The organism is Actinomadura xylanilytica, assembly GCF_030283145.1.
Lineage (GTDB): Bacteria > Actinomycetota > Actinomycetes > Streptosporangiales > Streptosporangiaceae > Spirillospora > Spirillospora xylanilytica.
Window position 1 is genome coordinate 1,729,900 of sequence record NZ_JASNWE010000001.1, and the last position, 19,924, is coordinate 1,749,823.

Below are 19,924 nucleotides of genomic sequence, written 5' to 3' on the forward strand. Positions count from 1 at the left end.
GCTTCGCCTCACCGGCCAGGTAGCGCGCTCGCGCGACAGCCGAGGACTTTGAGACAGGCCTCCCGTTCCGGGGTGGGGCTGGCCCTACCCCGGGTCCTCCGGGTCGCGCCAATGCCCTGGGGGGCGGCGCGGCGGTTGGCTTGAGGCATGACACAGACAACCGCCGCACCGCCGTCCGGGCAGGTACTGGAGCACGTCGCCACGGCGTCCGACCTGACCAGGTCCTACGGGCACGGTGACGGGACGGTCGCCGCGCTGCGGGGCGTCTCGGCGGCCTTCGCCCGCGGGCAGTTCACCGCGATCATGGGGCCGTCCGGGTCCGGCAAGTCCACCTTCCTGCACTGCATGGCCGGGCTGGACACCGTGACGTCCGGCTCGGTGGTGATCGGCGGCGTGGACATCACCACGCTGAGCCGCACCCGGCTCACCAGGCTGCGCCGGGACCGGCTCGGGTTCGTCTTCCAGTCGTTCAACCTGCTGCCGATGCTGACCGCCGAGGAGAACATCCGGCTCACCGGCCGGCTCGGCGGGCGCCGCGCCGACCGCGAGTGGTTCGACACCATCGTGGACGCCCTCGGCCTGCGCGAACGCCTCTCGCACCGTCCGGCCGAGATGTCGGGCGGGCAGCAGCAGCGCGTCGCGGTGGCGCGGGCGCTGCTGACCCGTCCCGAGGTCCTCTTCGCGGACGAGCCGACCGGCAACCTCGACTCGCGCGCGGGCGCGGAGGTGCTCGGCTTCCTGCGCACCGCCGTCGACACCTACCGGCAGACCGTGGTCATGGTGACGCACGACCCGGTGGCCGCCGCCTACGCCGACCGGGTGCTGTTCCTGGCGGACGGCCGGATCGTCACCGAGCTCGGGGACCCCACCATCGACGGCGTCCACGCGCTCATGCGCCGGATGGAGGGCTGAGCGGCATGTGGCTCATCGCACGGCGCTCGTTCACCGAAGGGTGGATGCGGCTCGTCGCCACACTGCTGGCGGCCGTGTTCTCGATCGCGCTGATCGCGGGATCGCTCCAGTTCACGCTGCGCGCCCAGCAGGCCGTCGCGGGCAGCGACGCCAGCGAGTACTCCCGCGCGGACGTGCTGGTCCAGGGCGGCACCGTCGACCCCGACGACGTGGACGGCCCGCCGGACGGCCGGATCCGGCTCGACCGGGTGGCCGGACGGCCCGGGGTCGCCGCCGTGGCCGGGGACGCGATGGTCCAGGTCACCGCCACCGGGACCGACGGCAAGACGATCATGCCGCCGGCCGGGGCCGGCACGACCCTGCGGCCGTGGGTGCAGGACCCCCGGCTGAACCCGTACGAACTGGAGTCGGGCCGCGCCCCGTCCGCCGACGGCGAGGTCGCCGTCGTGCGGCACCTGGCCCGCGCCGGGCACCTGGACGTCGGGTCGACCACCCAGGTGCTGATGCCCCGCCGGACCGGCGCGATGAAGGTCGTCGGGATCGTCACCGTGCAGGGGCACGGTGCCGTGGCGGCCGGCGACCTGCTGCTCGCGCCGCCCGAGACCGTCCGGCGGGCCGCCGGGCTGCCCGCCGGCACCTGGCAGGCCGTCTGGGTGAAGGCCGCGCCGGGCGTCCCGGAGGCCCGGCTCCGCGCCGGCCTCCACCGCCACCTGGGCGGCGCCGCGACCGTGCGGAGCGCGGCGAAGGTGCGGAGCACGCAGTCCGACAACCTGAGCAGCGACAGCGCCTCGCTCGGCGGCGTCATCGCGATGCTGTCCTCCGTCGCGGTGTTCGTCGGCCTGTTCGTCGTGGCCAACACCTTCGGCACCCTGGTCCGGCAGCGCACCCGAAGGCTGGCGCTGCTCAGCGCGATCGGCGCCACCCCGCGGCAGATCAAACGGCTGATCCGGCTGGAGGCGCTCGGCCTCGGCGTGGTCGCCTCGATCGGCGGGGTGCTCCTCGGCTACCCCGTGTCGGGACTGCTCACCACCCTGTTCGCGCAGGACGGCTTCGACATCTCCGCCGCCGACGCCCAGTTCGGCTGGGTCGCGCTGGCGGTCCCGGCCGCCGCCGGCATCCTGGTCACCCAGCTCGCCGCCTGGCGCGCGGCCCGCCGCGCCGCCGGGATCTCCCCCATGCAGGCGCTCCGGGCGACGTCCGACGGCGGGACGGGCCGCGCCTGGCCCCGGCTGCTCGGCGCGGCGGGCGTGTTCGCGCTCGCGCTGATGTTCTACGGCGCGGTGTTCGCGATCAGGTCCGAGGAGCCGCCCGGCCCCGACCGCACCGTGGCGGTCGCGATGATGATCCTGCTCGGCTCGATGGTCGCGGTGTCCGGCCTGGCGGTCCTCGCCCCGTTCTTCGTCGGTCCGCTCGGCGGCCTAGTCGGACGGGCCGGGACGGCGGTCAGCGGGGAGGCCGGGCGGCTCGCCCGCGCCACCATCACCCGCAGCCCCCACCGGGTCTCCTCCGCCGCGTCCTCGCTGATGCTCGGTGTGGCCCTGGTCCTCGCGCCCGCGCTGATCGTGATGTCGGCCGACGCGCGCTTCGAGGAGACCGGGACCCGGGTGATGGCCGCCGACCACGCGATCGCCGCCACCGGCAAGACGGCCGACGGCGCCGCGCCGCTCTCCCCGGACGCCGAGGCCAAGGTCAAGGCCGCGCCCGGCGTCGCGCACGCGACCGCGCTCACGTCCGCCTCGGTGAAGCTCGTCTCCCCGGAGCCGCCCCGCCTCATCCCCGACGAGGCGCCCGCGCCCGTCTACCTGACCCTGACCGGCGCCGACCCGGCCGCGCTGCCCTCGGTGCTGAAGCTGGGCGGGCGGCCCCTCGTCCTCGGCCCCGGGCAGATCGGGCTGAGCGGCACCGTGATGCGGGCCAACAAGATCAAGCGGGGGCAGCGGGTCGTCGTGCGCGGCGCGCGCGGACGGGTCGCACTCACCGTCGCCGGGGGCTACCACGACCCGTCCCACCTGTTCGCCGACCAGGGGCTGGTCGCGCCCGCCACGATGGACCGGCTCGACCCCGCCGCGCCGGTCCGGACGGTGCTGGTCCGCGGCGGCGGCGAGGCCGCGCTGAACGCGGCGATCGCCGGGGTGCCCGGCGCGGAGGTCGTCGACCGGGCCGCCTACGTGAAGACGGCCGCCGGGTCGATGACCAAGGGCCTGCGGGTCGTCTACGGCTTCATCGCGATGGCGCTGGTGCTCGCCCTGTTCGGCATGGCCACCACCGTGTCGATGAGCGTCGCCGAGCGGACCCGGGAGTTCGGGCTGCTCGGCGCGGTCGGCGCGACCGCCGCCCAGATCCGCTCGATCGTCCGCTGGGAGGCCGCGACCGTGGTGCTGCTCGGGACGCTGCTCGGCCTCGGCTCGGCGGTCGGCACCGTCGTGGGGATCCACGTGGCGTCGGGCAGCTCCTTCCTGCGGCCGAACGCACCGTGGTGGGTGTTCGCCCTGGTCGCGGTGGGTGCCGCGGCCGTGACGCTGGCCACCTCGGCCCTGCCCGCCCGCCGCGCCTCGACCGTCCCGGTGCTGGAGGCCGCCAAGGCCGAGTGAGACCGGGTGACATCCGGGTCGGCGGCAGGCGCCTGGTCAGGGGCAGGCGCGTGGTCAGCGGTAGGCGCCGTGCCGGTGGCAGCCCGTCAGATGGTCGTCGACCAGGCCGCACGCCTGCATCAGCGCGTAGGCGGTGGTGGGCCCGACGAACCGGAACCCGCTCTTCTTCAGCTCCTTGGCCATCGCCTTGGACCCGCTCGTGTACGCCGGCACGTCGGCCATGTCGGCGTACGCGGGCGCGCCGGGATCGGCGTGCCGCCACAGGGCCGCGGCCAGCCCGCCGGGCAGGTCGAGCGCCGCCCGCGCGTTCGCGACCGCCGCCTCGATCTTGGCCCGGTTGCGGACGATCCCGGCGTCGCCGAGCAGCCGCTCGACGTCGTCCGGCCCGAACGCGGCGACCTTCTCCAGGTCGAACCCCGCGAACGCGGCCCGGAATCCCTCGCGCTTGCGCAGGATCGTCAGCCACGACAGCCCCGACTGGAACGCCTCCAGGCACAGCCGCTCGTACAGCCCCTGGTCGTCTCGGACCGGACGGCCCCATTCATCGTCGTGATAGGCGACGTAGTCGGGGGCCGACAGCCCCCAGGGGCAGCGGGCCAGCCCGTCTTCACCTCGGATCGCGGTACTCACCGGCCCTGTCTACCGCATGCCGCCGACAGGTCCGCCCGCCTCGGCCAGCCGCGCCAGCCGGCGCAGGCCGAACGCCATGAACGCGCGGACCACCGGGCCCGCCACCAGCCAGCCCGCCCGGCCGAGCACGCCGAGCGGCAGATCGACCCGCTCGGCCCACGCGATCCGGCTGCCGCCGTCCGGCCGCGGCTCGACCCGGAACCACGCCTCCCCGCGCACCACCCGGCCGGTGTGCCGCACCGCGACCCGCCGCCCCGGCCGCCAGTCGGTGATCACCATGGTGTCGAGGAAGCCGATCGGGCCGATGCCCGTCCAGCCCTCCAGGCCGGCGCCGACCTCGTGCCCGCCCTCGGCCCGGGTGAACGGCATCCACTCGGCGTGCCGGGGCCAGTCGGTCAGCACCGCGAAGACCCGCTCGGCGGACGCCCGCGCGGGCACCTCGACCTGCACGGCGACCTGGCTCATCGGTACTCCTCGGGTTCCTCGGCGGCCTCGCGGGCCTTCACCAGCCCGACCGGCTGCGCCCCGCGCCGCTCGGGCTCGGTCGACGTCTCCGCCTCGTGCTCGGCCTCCGCCGGCGCCTCCGCCGCCTCGTGCTCGGCGAACAGCTCGTCCTCGAACGGCACCTGCCCGTCGCCGTCCGGCCGGACGGCCTCGGGCGGCGTCGGCAGCCGCCGCTCGGCGAGCCGCCATTCCAGCTCGGCCACCCGGGCCTCCCGCTCGGCCAGCAGGCCGACCAGCCGGTACACGACCTCGTCGGCCACCTCGGACTGGTAGCCCCAGAGCCCCCGCGGGAGCCGCAGCCGCGCGGACTCCAGCGCGGCGACCAGCTGCTCGTCGCCCCTCGGAAGCGGCGGCCGGTCGGGACTCGCCGCGCTCAGCTCGCCGCCCCTGCCCTTGGCCAGGACGACGACGCCACCCAGCACCGCCAGGCCGGCCAGGGCGAGCACCACAAACACGATCAAGCTCCGATCTGTCTACACCTAGTCGATCGTGCCACGATCAGGGAATGGAATTGCACGAGCGGAGCGTCCTGGCCCTCGACGCGCCGGTGCCCGAGGGCGTGGTGGACGCCGGGGTCGGGCCCGCCGCGGCGCGGGTGGCCGAGCTGGTGGCGGGCGGGCGGCCGGTCCTGGTGACGCTCGTCGCGGCGGGCCCAGGCCCGGTGGAGGCGGAGGATCCCGGGCTGCTCGCGACGGCCTCGGTCTACGCGTGGCTGGGGGTCCGGGTGTTCCGGGCGCCGGAGCCGTGCGCGCCCGCGGTACGGCAGGCGCTCGACATGGTGGCCTCGATCCGGGGCGAACGCCGGCCCGCGCTGGCCCGGCGCGGGCTCGCCTGAGCGGGACCGGGCCGGGCGGCGTCCGGGGGCCGGGTCACAGCTCGGCTTCGGCGTAGTCCTCCGGGGTCGCCTGGATCCGCGGCCGGGAGCGTTCCAGCAGGTCGAAGGCCACCGGGACGGAGTCGGTCCAGCCGATCGCGTCGAAGATCTTGGGCCGGGCGAAGCCCTGGTCGGCCAGGCCCTTCATCAGCTCGCGCAGCGGGTCGTACACGCCGGTGGGATCGAGGATCACCACGGGCTTGTCGTGCATGCCGAGCACCCGGGCCGTCCAGATCTCGAACAGCTCCTCCAGCGTGCCGATGCCGCCGGGCAGGACGAGGAAGGCGTCGCTGCGGCGGTCCATCTCGCCCTTGCGGGAGCGCATGTCCGGCGTGACGACCAGCTCGTCGTTGTCCTCGTCGGAGATCTCCACCTGGACCAGCCCCTCGGGGATCACCCCGACCGTGCGGGCTCCGCCGGCCCGCGCGGCGCGGGCGACCGCGCCCATGCACGACACCTGGGCGCCGCCGCTGACCAGGCTGTGGCCGCGGCGGGCCAGCTCGGCGCCGGCCTCGGCCGCCAGCTCCACATGGCGCCGGTCGATCTTGCTGCTGGACGCGCAGAAGACGCAGACCGCGAGCCCCATCAGCTCGCGTCCCCGGCCTCGGCCGCGATGCTTCGCGCCGCGGCCTCCTCCTTGGCCCGCTGCGCGGCCTGGTGGTGGGCGTCGGTCACGATCCGGACGACCTCGTCGGGGTCGTCGGTGAGGTGCACCAGGTCGAGGTCGTTCGGGCCGATCTTGCCGGAGCTGAGCATCGTGCTGCGGATCCAGTCGAGCAGCCCGCCCCAGAACTCGGTGCCGACCAGCACGATCGGGAACCGGGTGATCTTCGTGGTCTGGACCAGGGTGATCGCCTCGAACAGCTCGTCCAGGGTGCCGAAGCCGCCCGGCAGCACCACGAACGCCTGGGAGTACTTGACGAACATCGTCTTGCGGACGAAGAAGTAGCGGAACACCAGCCCGATGTCGATGTGGTCGTTCAGCTTCTGCTCGAAGGGCAGCTCGATGCCGAGGCCGACCGACAGCCCGCCGTTGTCGTTGCAGCCCTTGTTCGCCGCCTCCATGATCCCCGGGCCGCCGCCGGTGATCACCGCGTAGCCGGCGTCGTCGAGCCGGGCGCCGATGTCGACGGCGAGCTCGTACTCGTCCGACCCGGGCTTGGTGCGGGCGCTGCCGAAGACGCTGACGGCCTTGGGCAGCTCGGCCAGCAGGCCGAAGCCCTCGACGAACTCGGCCTGGATGCGCATGACCCGCCACGGGTCGGCGTGGAGCCACTCGACGGACCCCTGGCTGTCGAGAAGCCGCTGGTCGGTGGTGGTCTGGGGGATGGCGCTGCCGCGCAGCGTCGCGGGCCCCTGCCGTCGCGAACGAGGGTCGGATTCGGATGTCATGGCCTCACCGTAGCCAAGCCCCGGAGTGATCACCCCCTGGAATTCCGATCGGCCCCCGAACCCGCCGGATCCGGTCAGAACGCGCGCCGCGGGCCGCCGGTCAGGAGGTGCCGAGCCAGGCGCGCATGCGCCGCTCGCAGTCGGCGATCAGGGGGAGTTCGACGTACTCGTCCTTGGTGTGGGCGAGGGTCGGCTCGCCGGGGCCGTAGTTGACCGCGGGGACGCCCAGCCCGGCGAACAGCGCCACGTCCGTCCAGCCCAGCTTGGCGCGCACCTCCGCGCCGCTCGCCGCGACGAACGCGGCGGCGGCCGGGTGGGTGAGGCCCGGACGGGCGGCCGGGGCGGAGTCGACCACGCGCACCGCGAAGCCGCCGAACACCTCGCGCAGGTACTTCTCGGCCTCGGCCTCGGACTTGTCGGGCGCGAACCGGTAGTTGACGGTGACGACGCACTCGTCGGGGATCACGTTGCCGGCGACGCCGCCGCGGACGAACACCGCGTTGAAGCCCTCGTGGTACTCCAGCCCGTCGACGACCGGACGGGTCGGCTCGTACGCGCGCAGCACGTCGAGGACGGCGCCGGCGGCGTGGATCGCGTTGGACCCCATCCAGGCGCGCGCGCTGTGCGCCCGCTCGCCCGTCGCGGTGACCTCGGCGCGCATGGTGCCCTGGCAGCCGCCCTCGATGAGCGCGCCGGTCGGCTCCATCAGCACCGCGAAGTCGCCCGCGAGCAGCTCGGGCCGGGTCGCGGCCAGGCGCTTGAGGCCGTTGCGCTCGGCCTCGATCTCCTCGCACTCGTAGAACACGTAGGTGAGGTCGCGGGACGGCTCGGGCACGGTCGCGGCGAGCCGCAGCGCCACCGCGACGCCGCTCTTCATATCGGTGGTGCCGCAGCCGTACAGCCGGTCGCCCTCCACCCGGGACGGCAGGTTGCCGTTCAGCGGGACGGTATCGAGATGCCCGGCGATCACCACCCGCTCGGCGCGGCCGAGCCCGGTCCGGGCGACGACCGAGTCGCCGTCGCGGACCACGGTCAGGTGCGGCAGCGCGCGAAGCGCCGCCTCGACGGCGTCCGCGAGGCCGCGCTCGGCGCCGCTCACCGACTCGATGTCGACCAGAGCGGCGGTCAGGTCCCCCACGTGCGAGTTCAGGTCCAGCAGCATGGTCACCAAGGGTAGTGGCGCCGGGCCGCGGCGAGGGCGGCCTATCATCGCGGACGTGGAGACCCCTGTGCTGGAGATCGCCGTCCACTGGGCCCGGCCCGTCGACGAGCCGTCGATGCGCGTCCATCTCGACGATGCCGAACAGACCCGCTACGACCGATTCCTCCGCGCGGAGGACAAGGCCCGGTTCGTCACCGGCCGCGCGCTGGCGCGCACCGCGCTCGCGGAGGCCACCGGTCTGCCCCCGGAAGAGATCCGCTTCAGCACCGACTGCGAGCACTGCGGCGGCACCCACGGCAAGCCCCGCCTCCCCGGACGGGGCGTGCACTTCTCGCTCTCGCACTCGGGCGGCCTGGTCGTCCTCGCACTGTCGCGGGGCGCGGGGGCCGCCGAGGTCGGGGTGGACGTCGAGCGCGAGAGCGACCGCGACATCGACAGCATCGCGGACATGGTGCTGGCCGCGCCCGAACGGGAGGTGCTGGCCGCCCTGCCCCCCGCGGAGCGGCGGCGGGCCTTCCACGCGTACTGGAGCCGCAAGGAGGCGCTCCTGAAGGCCACCGGGCACGGCCTGGCCGCGCCGATGTCGGCCATCCACGTGTCGGCGCCCGCCGCCCCCGCGGAGGTGCTGGCCTGGGAGGGTGAGGCCGCCGTGCCCACCGCCCGGCTGGCCGACCTGTCCCCCGGCCCCGGCTACGCCGCGTCCGTGGCGGCCCTGACCACCCGCCCCCTCGCCGTCACGGTGGCCGGCCCGCCCCCGCCGGCCTGAGGGAGCGGGCCCGGCACCGTCAGGTGTTGATGCCGTGATCGCGCAGGATGTCGTTCAGCACGGCCTTGTCGTGCCGCCTGCCCTCTTCCAGGCGCTTGAGGATCAGCACCGCGGGCAGCCCGAACGTGCCGCCCTTGAACTCCTTCTGGCGAGTGCCGCCGACCGCCACGCACCAGTCGGGGATCCGGCCGCGGCTGATCTCCTCGCCCGTCTCCACGTCGATGACCGGCATGGACGCCGACAGGTTGGTGCCCGAGCCGACCACCGCGCCGCGCCCGACCCGGGCACCCTCGACGATCATCGACCGGCTGCCGATCATGGCCTCGTCCTCGATCACCACCGGGACCGCGTTCGGCGGCTCCAGCACCCCGCCGATCCCGACGCCGCCGGACAGGTGCACGTTCTTGCCGATCTGCGCGCACGACCCCACGGTGGCCCAGGTGTCGACCATGGTGCCGGAGTCGACGTAGGCGCCGATGTTGGTGAACGAGGGCATCAGCACCACGCCCGGCGCCAGGTGCGCGCCCCAGCGGGCGATGGCGCCCGGCACCACGCGGACACCGTCCAGCCGGGTCTTGAGCGGGATGCGGTCGTGGTACTGGAAGTCGCCGACCTGCGAGCGGACCATGCCGAGCACCTTGAAGCTCAGCAGAATCGCGCGCTTGGCGCGCTCGTCGACGGCGACCGTGTCGGTCGCCGCCTCGATCCGGGCGACACGGGCCTCACCGGAGTCGAGCTGGTCGACGGCGGCCACGATGGCACTGCGCGCCTCGGCGTCGTCCGGGGTCAGATCTGCTCGCCGCTCCCACAGCTCGTCGATGACGCTGGAGATCGGGCTGGTGAACGTTTCGGTCATGGCCCTTGAGCTTACTGGTGGCCATCTGCCGGTACGGTCGTCGCGTGGTTGCTTGGGCGAGGTCGAAGGGACGCCCCGAAAAGGGGCCGGGCGGCGGGCACCGCCGCCGTTGGCGGTGGGCCGCGATCGTCATGGCCGTCGTGGTCGCCATCGGCGTGGGCGGCTACGTCGCCTTCTCCCGCGCCCGCCCCTACCTGCACGGATCCGGCTGCGAGGTGCGCACGACGCTGGGCAAGATGCCGCTCGACCTCGAACAGGCCGCCAACGCCTCCACCATCGCCGCCGTCGCGTTCCGCAAGCAGCTCCCCGAACGGGCCGTGGTGATCGCCTACGCGACCGCGATGCAGGAGTCGCGCATCCACAACCTGCCCGGCGGCGACCGCGACTCGGTGGGCATGTTCCAGCAGCGCCCGTCCCAGGGCTGGGGCAGCGTCGAGAAGCTGCGCGACCCCGTCCAGTCCACCAGCAAGTTCTTCGACGCCCTGGTCAAGGTGAAGGACTACCTCGACAACGACCTGCACAAGGCCGCGCAGGAGGTGCAGCGCAGCGCCGACGGCACCGCCTACGCCCAGCACGAACCCGACGGCAAGCTGCTGGCGCGCGCCTACACCGGCCGCGAGCCCGCCACCGCGCGCTGCTGGTTCCCGCCCGACAAGAAGACCGCGCCGCGCCGCGCCGAGGCGATCCGCGAACTGCGCCGCGCCTTCGGCAGCCGCCTCCAGGTGGACGCCCCGCGCACCACCGCGAAGGGCGCCCCGTCCCAGCAGCCGCCCAACCAGTCCGTCCGCGTCGCGTCCCCCCGCTCAGGCTGGGCGGTCGCCTCCTGGGCGGTCTCCCACGCCCAGGCGTACGGCCTCACCCACATCCGCTACGGCGGCAAGCACTGGGAGGCCGACGCCGGCCACGACGGCTGGACCGAGGACAAGAACGCCCCCACCGACCGCGTCATCATCGACTGACCGGTCGCCGCTGACCGGGGGCCGCGGTACGGGCCTGTCCGACATGCCAGGCCCTCCGTCCGGAAGGCGGGCGACGGCTTCGTCGTCCGCATCGACCGGGAGGCACTCAAGGACGACCCGATGGGCCGCTACGACGTCACCGTGATCGTCACCCGTTCAAATCGGGCACGCTGATCGAGTGGACCATCCGCCACGCCCAGCGCCGCAAGACCGGCGGGGAAGAGTGGTGGTATAGGCGGCGTCGACTTCGGCGGTGAAGCCGTCCTCGGCCACATCGCTTTCGGTAACAGAGACGCGGGCCGTGCGAGTCCGAGATGAGCGATCAGCCGAATCCGGGAGAACTCCAGAGACCGCGCCCTCACCTCGTCGTACAGCGGCTGATCGCCTTTTGCCTCTTCCTCCAAGAGACGACGGACCAAAGAGTGATCGCCCGCTTGAAACGCCCTCTGCGATCGGACGCCGTCCGCCTCCTGGTAGGACTGCCAGCATTCGACTTTGATGATCCGATCGAGGACGGCCCCTCCACGGTGCGCCGACGTCAAGAACGCCGCACAATGCCATCGAAAGTATGCACAAATCAGGCTTTCACCACGAGGTGGCCCGGCCGTGCCGCTTCACGGTCACGCGGCGGGTAGCCAGGCCGAGTGAGGCAGATCGGCCCGGACCACGCCACGCCCTCTAAGCTACGCGGCTCCGCCGCTACAGGCCGAACTCTCCTCGCTTCACGCGCACCAGCAGCCCGGCGAACGACGCCCGCCCGAACTCCAGCCGCTCACCCTCGGGATCCTTCGAGTCCCGCACCCAGACCCCACCAGCCAACTTCGCCAGTTCCACACAAGCATCATCGTTCCCGCCGCCGGTGTAGGAGCTCTTACGCCACTCGGTCACTACAACCCCGCCTCTCCACGCTTCACCCGTACCAACAGCCCGGCGAACGACGCACGCTCGAACTCCAACCGCGCACCGTTGGGGTCTTTGGAATCCCTCACCCACACCCCGCCAACCGACTCCGCCCACTCCACACAGGCCGGATCGCTGTCGCCGCCACTGTGGGAACTCTTACGCCACTCGATCACTACAACCCCGCCTCTCCACGCTTCACCCGTACCAACAGCCCGGCGAACGACGCACGCTCGAACTCCAACCGCGCACCGTTGGGATCCTTGGAGTCCCGCACCCACACCCAGCCTGCCGACTCCGCCAACTCCACACACGCTTCGTCGTTCCCACCGCCGGTATAGGAACTTTTGCGCCAGTTGATCATTCGTACACTCCAATCGTCCGCCTCATCAGGTCCAGCGAAGCCGCTCGGGAGAGGGCCAGTGCCCCGATCTCATCGAACCGTACAGCCAGAATGTCGGCCTCGTCACCGGCCTCGATCAGACGGCCACCGACCTGGGCCCCGGCATAAGCCACCTCTCTTCCCAGGACCTTCAAAACCTGGAATGGGCCATCGTGACCGGGGTGCCAACCAGCCTCCCGGGGGACGATCCGCACGCAAACACGCGGCATCTCCGCGAGCCTGATCAGGTGTGCGATCTGCTCACGCATCACCTGTCGCCCTCCGACGATGCATTCGAGGACTTCCTGATCGATGACGACCCACACGAACGGAGGATTCTTCCGCACAAGGATCTCCTGCCGCTTCATCCGGGCCCGGGTCGTCGCCTCCGCCTCGTCGACGTGGCCAGCAGCTCGGAGCACACCCTGTGCATACGCCTCGGTCTGAAGCAGAAGCGGAATGCTCTTCCCGTGAAACACCTTGATGATCTCCGCGACCATCTCGTACTGGACGTACTGCTTAAACCAGTCCGGATCATGACCAGTACAGGCGAACAGGTGAAGTCGCTCGAAGTGGCCACCAGTGCCCCATGCCTTGTCTAGGCGTTTAGACAGGTGTCACTTGGCCGAAATCGACCCGCTTCCCAGTTGGATACAGTGCCCCGGGTCGTCTTGACAATCATGGCGGTCTGGGCCAGCGAGAGACCTCGCTGGGTACGGTGAAACCACAGGTCAAAGGCCAGCCAGGCCCACAGCGAGGACTTCGGGTCGATGGTCTCTCTGACACTCATCACTCACCCACAGGTGTATTGAGCTACTTGCAATCCACTTCACGTTAAAGCGCGAACACTGACAGTGAGGGCACGTTCCACCAACTCCAGGACGGCCCTCATGAACGATCAAGATCTGACCTCGTCGCCCCTCGGCATCCCCGAAGTCCGCCTGACTCTGCTGGCCGAGCCGTCGTCCGTGGTCCTGGCGCGTGAACTGGTCCGCTACGCGCTCGGCGACTGGGGCTGTGGCCGCGATCTCGTCAACGACTCCATGCTCGTGATGAGCGAGATCGTCACCAACGCCGTGGCCGCCGCGCGAGGCCACCACATCCGCCTCCGCTGCACCATGCAAGATCAAGCGCCTCTACTGGAGTGCTGGGATCCGTCGCCCGCGCTCCCGGCCCCTCGCGCCGCTCCCGAAACGGCGGAGAACGGCCGCGGGCTCACCATCGTCGCGGCCTACGCCAAGGAGGCGGGCGTCCGCCGCTCGGCCACCGGCAAGGGCAAGATCGTCTGGGCTCTCATGGCGACCTAGGAATGGTCGACGGCCGCGGGTGTCGTTTCCACTGGGGCCGGGGCCCCCGCCCCAGGCGGCCTTGTTCTCCTGCGCGGCCCAGTAGCCGCGGGTCCCGGTGCACGGGTGGTCGCGGAGGAGCCCGGGCAGGGGATGTGCGGTCTCCAGGTGGGCATGCGTGCCGCGATCCTCGCCACCTGCGGGCGGGCCACCACCGGATACTCACCGCGGGGCGGCGGGGGGGTGTGTGGTTCACGCCACGGAAGGCGGCCGGCCGCCGCGAATGCGGCGGGACGGGGCCGGGTGTGAACGATCATCGATAGGCTCGGGCGCATGACGATCACCAGTGCCGCCCTCGACCGGGTGCCCGAACAGGTCCGGCCGATCCTGATCAAGAACAGGGTGCTGGTCAAGTTCGGGCTGACGGGCGGCCTGTGCTACGTCGTGACGGTGGCGATCAACTTCGCGCTCAAGCTGACCGTGATGGAGCACAAGCCGGTGACGGCGCTGCTCGTCGCGACGGCGGTGGCCACGCTGCTGTCGTACGCGCTCCAGCGCGGGTGGGCGTTCCGGGTCAAGGCCAAGCGCCGCAGCCCGGCCGAGTTCCCGCTGTTCGTGCTGATCAACGGGATCTCGACCGGCATCAACGCGGTGCCGCTGTATGTGGCGCGCTACTTCTTCGACCTCAAGTACCCGGTGGTGGGGCGCGGGGTCCAGGAGGTCTCCGACTTCGTCAGCGGGATGATCCTCGGCACGGCCCTGGCGATGCTGTTCCGCTACTGGGCCTACCGGCGCTTCGTGTTCAACGAGGCGAAGGCCACGTCCGCCTGACGGGTCAGACGCCGAGGCCGCGGCCGATGATCTCTTTCATGATCTCGGTGGTGCCGCCGAAGATGGTCTGGATACGGACGTCCTGGTACGCCTTGGCGATCGGGTACTCCATCATGTAGCCGTAGCCGCCGTGGAGCTGGAGGCAGCGGTCCACGACGCGCTTGAGCAGTTCGGTGTTCCAGTACTTGAGCATGGCGGCCTGGTCGGCCGACAGCTCGCCCCGGCCCTCCTTGACCGCGCACTCGTCGGTGAAGGCGCGGGTGACGGTGAGCTCGGTCTTCATCTCGGCGAGCGTGAAGCGGTTGTGCTGGAACGTGCCGATCGGGCGGCCGAACGCCTCGCGGGTCTTGCAGTACTCCAGCGTCTGCTCGAAGGCCGTCTCGGCGGCGGCCTGGGCGGTGATGCCGATGGACAGGCGCTCGCGGGCGAGGTTCTGCATCAGGTAGATGAAGCCCATGCCCTCCTCGCCGAGGAGGTTCGCGGCGGGGACGCGGACGTTGTCGAAGAACAGCTCGGCGGTGTCCTGGGCGTGCATGCCGACCTTGTCGAGGTTGCGGCCACGGCCGAAGCCGTCCATGCCGCGCTCGACGGCGAGCAGGCTGACGCCCTTGGAGCCGGCCGCGGGGTCGGTCTTGGCGACGACGATGACCAGGTCGGCGAGGATGCCGTTGGAGATGAAGGTCTTGGAGCCGTTCAGGACGTAGTGGTCGCCGTCCTTGACCGCGGTGGACCTGATGCCCTGGAGGTCGGAGCCGGCGGCGGGCTCGGTCATCGCGATGCCGGTGATGATCTCGCCGGAGCAGTAGCCGGGGAACCAACGCGCCTTCTGCTCGTCGGTGCAGAGCTGGCGCAGGTAGCCGCCGTTGATGTCGTTGTGCACCGAGAAGCCGGGGCCGTGCACGCCGGCCTTGGCGAACTCCTCGTTGAGGACGATGTAGTAGCGGTAGTCGGGGTTGCCGCCGCCGCCGTACTCCTCGGGCATGTCGATGCCGAGCAGGCCCTGGCGGCCGGCGGCGAGCCACACCTCGCGGGAGACGATCCCGTCCTTCTCCCACTGCGCGTGGTGCGGGGCGATCTCCTTCTCGATGAAGGACCGCACCATGTCGCGGAACGCCTCGTGCTCCTCGGTGAAGATCTCGCGCGCCATCCGGGGTGCCTCCTCGCGGTAAGTGTGTACTGATACAGAGTTAATGTAACACTGGCACTGTCACATACCGCCGGACAGGGGAGCCCATGGAGGAGATGACGGTCGACGCCCTGGCGGCCCGCGCCGGCGTCACGGTCCGGACGGTGCGCTTCTACGCCGGACGGGGCCTCCTCCCCCCACCCCGCCTGCGCGGGCGGACGGGCCTGTACGGGGAGGACCACCTGGCCCGGCTGGAACTCGTCCGCGAGCTGCAAGCGCTCGGGCTCACCCTGGCGGCCGTCGAGCAGCACCTGCGGAAGATCCCACTGGACGCCTCGCCCGAAGACCTCGCCCTCCAGCGCGCGCTGCTGTCGCCCTGGGCGCCGGAACGGTCCGAGGTGCTGGACCGGCACGAGCTCGACCGCCGGGCCGGACGGCACCTCGACGAGGACGCGCTGCGGCGGCTGGAGGCGCTCGGCGTGATCGAGTCCGGTGGCGACGGGACGGTCCGGGTGCTCAGCCCGGCGCTGCTCGGGATCAGCGCCGAGCTGGCCGAGCTGCCGATGCCGCTCGAAACGCTGGTCGCCGCGCACGAGGCCGTCGAGCGGCACACCACCGCGCTGGCGGGCGAGCTCCAGCGGGTCTTCCAGGACACCGTCGTCCGGCCCTACCGCGAGCGGGGCCGCCCACCGGGCGAGCGCGAGCGGCTGCTGGAGCTGGCCGCCAAGCTCAAGCCGCTGATGATCCAGTCGCTGGTGACCTCGTTCCAGCGCTCGGTCGACAAGGCGATCCGCCGCACCGTCCCGCGCGACTGACCCGGTCAGGCGTCGCGCCACTCCTCGTTCTCGTAGTCGACCAGGCGCGGGTGGACGAGCGTGTTGACCTCCACGTCGCGGCGCCGCAGGTCCTTGCCGAACACGGTCGCGGCGCGCAGCACGTCGGTGTCGAGGAACCGCAGCGGCGGGACGTCCCGGGCGAGCCCCGGCTCCGGGGGGTCGTCGCCGGCGGACGCCAGCACGTAGCCCCAGTCGCCGAAGCTCGGCACGTCCACGTGGTAGGGGGTGGTCGCCAGCCCCGCCGCCGCGATGCTCTTCTGGATGCTCCAGAACGACTTGGGCGCGAAGTACGGCGAGCCCGACTGCACGACCATCCGGCCGCCCGGCGCGAGGACCCGCTTCACCAGGCCGTAGAACTCCACCGAGTAGAGCTTGGCCGTGGACACGTCGTCGGGGTCGGGCATGTCGACGATCACCGAGTCGAACCGCTGGGACGGCGCGCGCAGCCACGAGAACGCGTCCGCGTTGAGGGCCGTGACGCGCCGGTCGTCCAGCGAGTGCCCGTTGAGCCGCGCGAGCTCGCCGTAGGTGCGGGCGAGGTGGAGCATCTCTGGGTCGAGCTCGACCAGCGTCACGCTGGAGACGTCCCGGTAGCGCAGCACCTCGCGCAGCGCCAGCCCGTCGCCGCCGCCCAGGATCAGCACCCTGCCGCGCGCCCCCGCCAGCGCCGGGTGCACCAGGGACTCGTGGTAGCGGTACTCGTCGACCGAGGAGAACTGGAGGTCGCCGTTGAGGAACAGCCGCAGGTCCGGACGGCCCGACAGCGCGACCTTCCGGGTGATCACGATCTCCTGGTAGGGGGTGCGCTCGGCCAGCGCGATGGGCGCGTCGTACAGCGCCTGCCGCGCCGACACCTCGAACCCGTCGGCGAGCGCGTACGTCCCGCCGAGGACGGCGAGGACGGCGGCCATGCCCGTCCAGAGGGCGGCCTGCGCGGCTCGTCCGACCTGCCGGCGGAACAGCCAGAGCACCACCGCGATCCCGGCGACGGCGTTCACCGCGCCGACCAGCAGCGCGCCCTTGATGTGCCCGAACACCGGCAGCAGCACGAACGGGAAGGCCAGCCCGCCGATCAGCGCGCCCACGTAGTCGGCGGCGAACAGGTCCGCGACCGCGCTGCCCGCGTCCTGCCGCCGGATCCGCTGGAGCAGCGTCATCAGCAGCGGGATCTCCGCGCCGATCAGCGCGCCCACGGTGAACGCGACCACCACCAGCGCGGGGACGTAGAGGTCGAGCCAGGCGAACGCCGCGTAGAGCACCAGCACCGACAGCCCGCCGACCAGCGCCAGCACCCCCTCGATGACGGCGAACGCCGCGACCGGACGGCTCTGGAGCGGCTTGGCGAGCAGTGACCCGACGCCCATCGCGAAGACCATCACCGACAGCACGATGGACGCCTGCGTGACCGAGTTGCCGACCAGGTAGCTGCCCAGCGCGACCAGCGCCAGCTCGTACACCAGCCCGCAGGCGGCGCAGGTGAACACCGCCGCCAGCACCAGCGCCCGCGCCGCCCGCGCGGACACCCGCAACCCGGCCTCGCCCGCCTCCCCCGTCTCGACCATCTCGACCGTCTCGCCGGTCTCGCTCGCCTCGGCTGAGGCGTCCTTGGCGTCCTCGGCGGGGTCCGCGGTGGTGGTCTCCTTGGTCAACCGATCCCCCGATCGTCGGCGTTCAGGAGACGGCGCCGGCCACGATGGCCGCGACGGCGAGGTCGGCCGCGGCGACCACCCAGCCGGCGGCGTGCACCGAGTCGCCGTCGACGAGGGTCGCGCCGAGCTTCCCGGGGGTGATCAGGTCGAGGAGGTAGAAGGCCACGACCATCAGCACCATCCCCATCAGGCCGTAGACCGCGGTGTCGGTCAGCCCCTGGCTCAGGTCGGAGTCGCTGGTCACGATCGCGGTCGTGACGATCGCGCCGACGCCGATCAGCTTGGCCGACAGCAGCAGCGCGGCGCCGCGGTTGCCCTCCTCCCAGATCTGGTGTCCGAGCCGGCCCGGCGTGGTCACCTCGACGACCAGGTAGCCGAGCGCCATCAGCGCGATGCCGAGCGCTCCGTACGCCAGCGTGGCGCCGCCCTCGTGCAGGATGTCGTTCATCGGATGCTCCTCACTTGCCCGAGCCGGGGCCGCCGCCGCGGAATGATGCCATGCCGTTGCTGTTCCAGCCGTTGCTGCCGGGGCTGCTCCAGTGGCCGCCGACGTGCGAGTGGTAGCGGTTGTAACCGGAGCTCGGCACGTCGACGGTGATCCGGCTGCCGGTGCCCTGGGCCAGCACGCCGACCATCGTCTTCGGGTACTGGAGGAAGATGCCGCCGGCCCCCGGGCCGAGCGTCGCCAGGTCGTCCACCCGGTTGATGGCCTTGAACTTCTTGGTGATCTCGGCGCTCACCCGCTGCGGGGGCTTGGGCGAGGTGTACACGCCGGACGTGACCCGGTGGTACCGCTTGGCGATCCACCGGTCCACCGAGCCGCGGGTGACCAGCACCGCGACCAGGGCGATCAGCGCGATCACCACGGCCGCCGCGATCGCGATCAGCACGGGCTTCCTGGTCACGGCTGACTCACCAGCCGGCTGCGGGTCATCACGATCTCCATCGTCTGGGGGTAGGCGTGCCAGGTGCGCCAGCCCGTCCCGGACGGCTCGACCGCCAGCGCCGTGACGGCGTGCGGGGAGCCGGGGAACGTTCCGGTCAGCGCGTCGCCGCGGTCGCCCAGCCGGGCGCGCAGCGCGTCGACGGCGCGGCCGAACGCGGCGGCGCCGTCATGGGTCTCCGTGGTCGCGGTGAAGTCGTAGGCCCAGCCGGGCAGCTCGGTGCTCACCCGGCCCGGGAGCGGGCCGGGGCGCTCCGGCAGGCAGGCCACGGTCTCGCTGAGCGGCCCGGCGATGACCTGGTGGGACGCGCCGAGCAGGCGCAGTTCCACGGTCAGGCCGCCGCGCGCGACCGGCAGCACGGCCAGCGCGTCCAGCGGTGCCAGGCCGAGCGCGAACGACAGCGCGTCCGGCCGCGAGTCGGCATAGGGGGTGTCGAGGGTCGCCAGCAACGCTCAGCTTCCCGGGTAGATCGTCAGGCTGCCGTTCGGGACGAGCTCGCCGAGCCCGGCCTCCCAGGTGCTGCCGCCGTACTGCTCGAACGACAGGTAGCGTCCGCGCGGGCCCTCGTAGTCGACGTACTCGACCCGGCCCCGGACGCCCACCCCGGTGGTGCCCTCGCTCGCGTAGTCGGCGGTGCCGTGCTCGTCGCGCCGGTACTCCACCCCGTCCACGGTGAGGGTGCGCCGGTCGGGGGTCAGGTCGCCGATGTCGTGCTCGGTCCACCACACGACCTCCAGGTCGGGGTCCTCCTCGACGGAGAGCCAGACCTTGGTGCCCTCGATGGTGTCGGCGTCCAGCAGGTGCTCGCTCCAGGTGAAGCCGCCCTCGCGGAGCCGCAGTGAGCCGCGGACGAAGTAGCGCACGCCGAGGTACTCGACCATGTCGCCGGCCTTGAGCGTCCGCGGGTCGCCGCCCGCCTGGTCCTCGGCCGCGAACGGGTCGCGCGGCGGCGCCGGCGCCGGTCCGGACCCCGGACCTCCGCTGCCCGACCGGCGGCGCAGGAGGACCACGACCAGCACGATCAAAGCGACCAGGATCAGCACCAGCAGGACCGCAATCGCCGCTTTGCCCATGCGCACCTCCACAGATTCGACCGCGAGCCGGTGGAATCGACGCGGATCCTACCGACATGCAGCACAGATGACCATCCGCGCTATGACGGCGCCTATGCCGGAAAAGTTCCACTTCCCCATCGACCCTGGCCGCCCCCGCCCCCGTGGCCCCGGGCGGGACGCGGGACGGGCGAGGTGCGCGGACGTCGCCGGTCACTCTGCGTGGCGTGTCGGGGGACCGTGTCACCTGACGGCACCGCCCCGGGTGGAGA

26 protein-coding genes are annotated in these 19,924 nt (G+C 72.1%); 8 read left to right on the plus strand and 18 right to left on the minus strand.

Annotated features, from left to right (window positions below; genetic code table 11):
* Positions 1 to 147: 147 nt before the first annotated feature.
* Positions 148 to 912 carry an ABC transporter ATP-binding protein gene (locus tag QP090_RS08080; protein ID WP_285937896.1) on the plus strand — a complete coding sequence of 255 codons (765 nt, stop codon included), beginning with the start codon at positions 148 to 150 and terminating at the stop codon, positions 910 to 912.
* A gap of 5 nt (positions 913 to 917) precedes the next feature.
* Positions 918 to 3,503 (plus strand): FtsX-like permease family protein, encoded by a 2,586-nt coding sequence (locus tag QP090_RS08085; RefSeq protein WP_285937897.1) that lies wholly within the window; start codon positions 918 to 920, stop codon positions 3,501 to 3,503.
* Between the two features lie 54 nt (positions 3,504 to 3,557).
* Here QP090_RS08085 and QP090_RS08090 read toward each other — a convergent pair whose 3' ends face one another.
* The 3 genes from QP090_RS08090 to QP090_RS08100 are packed head-to-tail and all read right to left on the minus strand — an operon-like array spanning position 3,558 to position 5,098.
* Positions 3,558 to 4,133 (minus strand): DNA-3-methyladenine glycosylase I, encoded by a 576-nt coding sequence (locus QP090_RS08090; RefSeq protein ID WP_285937898.1) that lies wholly within the window; start codon positions 4,131 to 4,133, stop codon positions 3,558 to 3,560.
* Between the two features lie 9 nt (positions 4,134 to 4,142).
* Positions 4,143 to 4,598: an SRPBCC family protein gene (locus QP090_RS08095; RefSeq protein WP_285937899.1), complete on the minus strand. Its 456-nt coding sequence runs from the start codon at positions 4,596 to 4,598 to the stop codon at positions 4,143 to 4,145.
* On the minus strand, positions 4,595 to 5,098 hold the full coding sequence (locus QP090_RS08100; RefSeq protein ID WP_285937900.1) for a hypothetical protein: 504 nt from the start codon (positions 5,096 to 5,098) through the stop codon (positions 4,595 to 4,597). The genes QP090_RS08095 and QP090_RS08100 overlap by 4 nt, the downstream gene beginning before the upstream one ends.
* Positions 5,099 to 5,142: 44 nt before the next feature.
* Here QP090_RS08100 and QP090_RS08105 point away from each other — a divergent pair, with 44 nt between their 5' ends.
* Positions 5,143 to 5,472 (plus strand): hypothetical protein, encoded by a 330-nt coding sequence (locus QP090_RS08105; RefSeq protein WP_285937901.1) that lies wholly within the window; start codon positions 5,143 to 5,145, stop codon positions 5,470 to 5,472.
* Positions 5,473 to 5,506: 34 nt separating this feature from the next.
* Here QP090_RS08105 and QP090_RS08110 read toward each other — a convergent pair whose 3' ends face one another.
* The 3 genes from QP090_RS08110 to dapE all read right to left on the minus strand — a co-directional run bounded on the left by QP090_RS08110 (position 5,507) and on the right by dapE (position 8,065).
* On the minus strand, positions 5,507 to 6,097 hold the full coding sequence (locus QP090_RS08110; protein ID WP_285937902.1) for an LOG family protein: 591 nt from the start codon (positions 6,095 to 6,097) through the stop codon (positions 5,507 to 5,509).
* The gene (locus QP090_RS08115; RefSeq protein ID WP_285937903.1) at positions 6,097 to 6,903 is read right to left on the minus strand and encodes an LOG family protein; all 807 of its coding nucleotides are present in this window, start codon (positions 6,901 to 6,903) and stop codon (positions 6,097 to 6,099) included. The genes QP090_RS08110 and QP090_RS08115 overlap by 1 nt, the downstream gene beginning before the upstream one ends.
* A gap of 100 nt (positions 6,904 to 7,003) precedes the next feature.
* A complete protein-coding gene (dapE, locus tag QP090_RS08120; protein WP_432763017.1) occupies positions 7,004 to 8,065 on the minus strand; it encodes a succinyl-diaminopimelate desuccinylase in 1,062 nt (353 codons plus the stop codon).
* A 55-nt stretch (positions 8,066 to 8,120) separates the two neighbouring features.
* Here dapE and QP090_RS08125 point away from each other — a divergent pair, with 55 nt between their 5' ends.
* The gene (locus tag QP090_RS08125; RefSeq protein WP_285937904.1) at positions 8,121 to 8,831 is read left to right on the plus strand and encodes a 4'-phosphopantetheinyl transferase family protein; all 711 of its coding nucleotides are present in this window, start codon (positions 8,121 to 8,123) and stop codon (positions 8,829 to 8,831) included.
* Between the two features lie 19 nt (positions 8,832 to 8,850).
* Here the strand turns inward: QP090_RS08125 and QP090_RS08130 are convergent, their stop codons facing one another.
* Positions 8,851 to 9,687: a 2,3,4,5-tetrahydropyridine-2,6-dicarboxylate N-succinyltransferase gene (locus tag QP090_RS08130; RefSeq protein ID WP_285937905.1), complete on the minus strand. Its 837-nt coding sequence runs from the start codon at positions 9,685 to 9,687 to the stop codon at positions 8,851 to 8,853.
* Positions 9,688 to 9,731: 44 nt separating this feature from the next.
* Between QP090_RS08130 and QP090_RS08135 the strand changes: the two genes are divergently transcribed.
* The gene (locus QP090_RS08135; RefSeq protein WP_285937906.1) at positions 9,732 to 10,646 is read left to right on the plus strand and encodes a hypothetical protein; all 915 of its coding nucleotides are present in this window, start codon (positions 9,732 to 9,734) and stop codon (positions 10,644 to 10,646) included.
* Between the two features lie 699 nt (positions 10,647 to 11,345).
* On the opposite strand, the gene QP090_RS08140 is transcribed toward QP090_RS08135, so the two are convergent.
* The 5 genes from QP090_RS08140 to QP090_RS37625 are packed head-to-tail and all read right to left on the minus strand — an operon-like array spanning position 11,346 to position 12,718.
* Positions 11,346 to 11,534 (minus strand): DUF397 domain-containing protein, encoded by a 189-nt coding sequence (locus QP090_RS08140; protein WP_285937907.1) that lies wholly within the window; start codon positions 11,532 to 11,534, stop codon positions 11,346 to 11,348.
* The gene (locus QP090_RS08145) at positions 11,534 to 11,722 is read right to left on the minus strand and encodes a DUF397 domain-containing protein (RefSeq protein WP_285937908.1); all 189 of its coding nucleotides are present in this window, start codon (positions 11,720 to 11,722) and stop codon (positions 11,534 to 11,536) included. The genes QP090_RS08140 and QP090_RS08145 overlap by 1 nt, the downstream gene beginning before the upstream one ends.
* Complete coding sequence (locus QP090_RS08150) at positions 11,722 to 11,910, minus strand: DUF397 domain-containing protein (RefSeq protein WP_285937909.1); 189 nt, start codon at positions 11,908 to 11,910, stop codon at positions 11,722 to 11,724. The genes QP090_RS08145 and QP090_RS08150 overlap by 1 nt, the downstream gene beginning before the upstream one ends.
* Complete coding sequence (locus tag QP090_RS08155) at positions 11,907 to 12,542, minus strand: DUF5753 domain-containing protein (protein ID WP_349666483.1); 636 nt, start codon at positions 12,540 to 12,542, stop codon at positions 11,907 to 11,909. Before QP090_RS08155 ends, QP090_RS08150 begins: the two co-directional genes overlap by 4 nt.
* Positions 12,527 to 12,718, minus strand: a complete 192-nt coding sequence (locus QP090_RS37625; RefSeq protein WP_432763018.1) for a helix-turn-helix domain-containing protein — start codon at positions 12,716 to 12,718, stop codon at positions 12,527 to 12,529. The genes QP090_RS08155 and QP090_RS37625 overlap by 16 nt, the downstream gene beginning before the upstream one ends.
* A gap of 100 nt (positions 12,719 to 12,818) precedes the next feature.
* On the opposite strand from QP090_RS37625, the gene QP090_RS08160 reads away from it, so the two are divergent.
* Complete coding sequence (locus QP090_RS08160; RefSeq protein ID WP_285937910.1) at positions 12,819 to 13,235, plus strand: ATP-binding protein; 417 nt, start codon at positions 12,819 to 12,821, stop codon at positions 13,233 to 13,235.
* 312 nt (positions 13,236 to 13,547) lie between these two features.
* Entirely contained in the window at positions 13,548 to 14,045 is a 498-nt protein-coding gene (locus tag QP090_RS08165; protein ID WP_285937912.1) for a GtrA family protein, read from the plus strand.
* A gap of 4 nt (positions 14,046 to 14,049) precedes the next feature.
* On the opposite strand, the gene QP090_RS08170 is transcribed toward QP090_RS08165, so the two are convergent.
* On the minus strand, positions 14,050 to 15,192 hold the full coding sequence (locus QP090_RS08170; RefSeq protein ID WP_285937913.1) for an acyl-CoA dehydrogenase family protein: 1,143 nt from the start codon (positions 15,190 to 15,192) through the stop codon (positions 14,050 to 14,052).
* Between the two features lie 86 nt (positions 15,193 to 15,278).
* Here QP090_RS08170 and QP090_RS08175 point away from each other — a divergent pair, with 86 nt between their 5' ends.
* Complete coding sequence (locus QP090_RS08175; protein ID WP_285937914.1) at positions 15,279 to 15,986, plus strand: MerR family transcriptional regulator; 708 nt, start codon at positions 15,279 to 15,281, stop codon at positions 15,984 to 15,986.
* Between the two features lie 5 nt (positions 15,987 to 15,991).
* Here the strand turns inward: QP090_RS08175 and QP090_RS08180 are convergent, their stop codons facing one another.
* The 5 genes from QP090_RS08180 to QP090_RS08200 all read right to left on the minus strand — a co-directional run bounded on the left by QP090_RS08180 (position 15,992) and on the right by QP090_RS08200 (position 19,673).
* Positions 15,992 to 17,569, minus strand: coding sequence for a polyamine aminopropyltransferase (locus QP090_RS08180; protein ID WP_285938608.1), 1,578 nt, complete (start codon positions 17,567 to 17,569; stop codon positions 15,992 to 15,994).
* Between the two features lie 109 nt (positions 17,570 to 17,678).
* Positions 17,679 to 18,104 (minus strand): DUF350 domain-containing protein, encoded by a 426-nt coding sequence (locus QP090_RS08185; protein WP_285937915.1) that lies wholly within the window; start codon positions 18,102 to 18,104, stop codon positions 17,679 to 17,681.
* A 10-nt stretch (positions 18,105 to 18,114) separates the two neighbouring features.
* Positions 18,115 to 18,561 carry a DUF4247 domain-containing protein gene (locus tag QP090_RS08190; protein ID WP_285937917.1) on the minus strand — a complete coding sequence of 149 codons (447 nt, stop codon included), beginning with the start codon at positions 18,559 to 18,561 and terminating at the stop codon, positions 18,115 to 18,117.
* On the minus strand, positions 18,558 to 19,049 hold the full coding sequence (locus QP090_RS08195; RefSeq protein ID WP_285937919.1) for a DUF2617 family protein: 492 nt from the start codon (positions 19,047 to 19,049) through the stop codon (positions 18,558 to 18,560). Before QP090_RS08195 ends, QP090_RS08190 begins: the two co-directional genes overlap by 4 nt.
* 3 nt (positions 19,050 to 19,052) lie before the next feature.
* Positions 19,053 to 19,673, minus strand: a complete 621-nt coding sequence (locus QP090_RS08200; RefSeq protein WP_285937921.1) for a DUF4178 domain-containing protein — start codon at positions 19,671 to 19,673, stop codon at positions 19,053 to 19,055.
* Between the last annotated feature and the right edge of the window lie 251 nt (positions 19,674 to 19,924).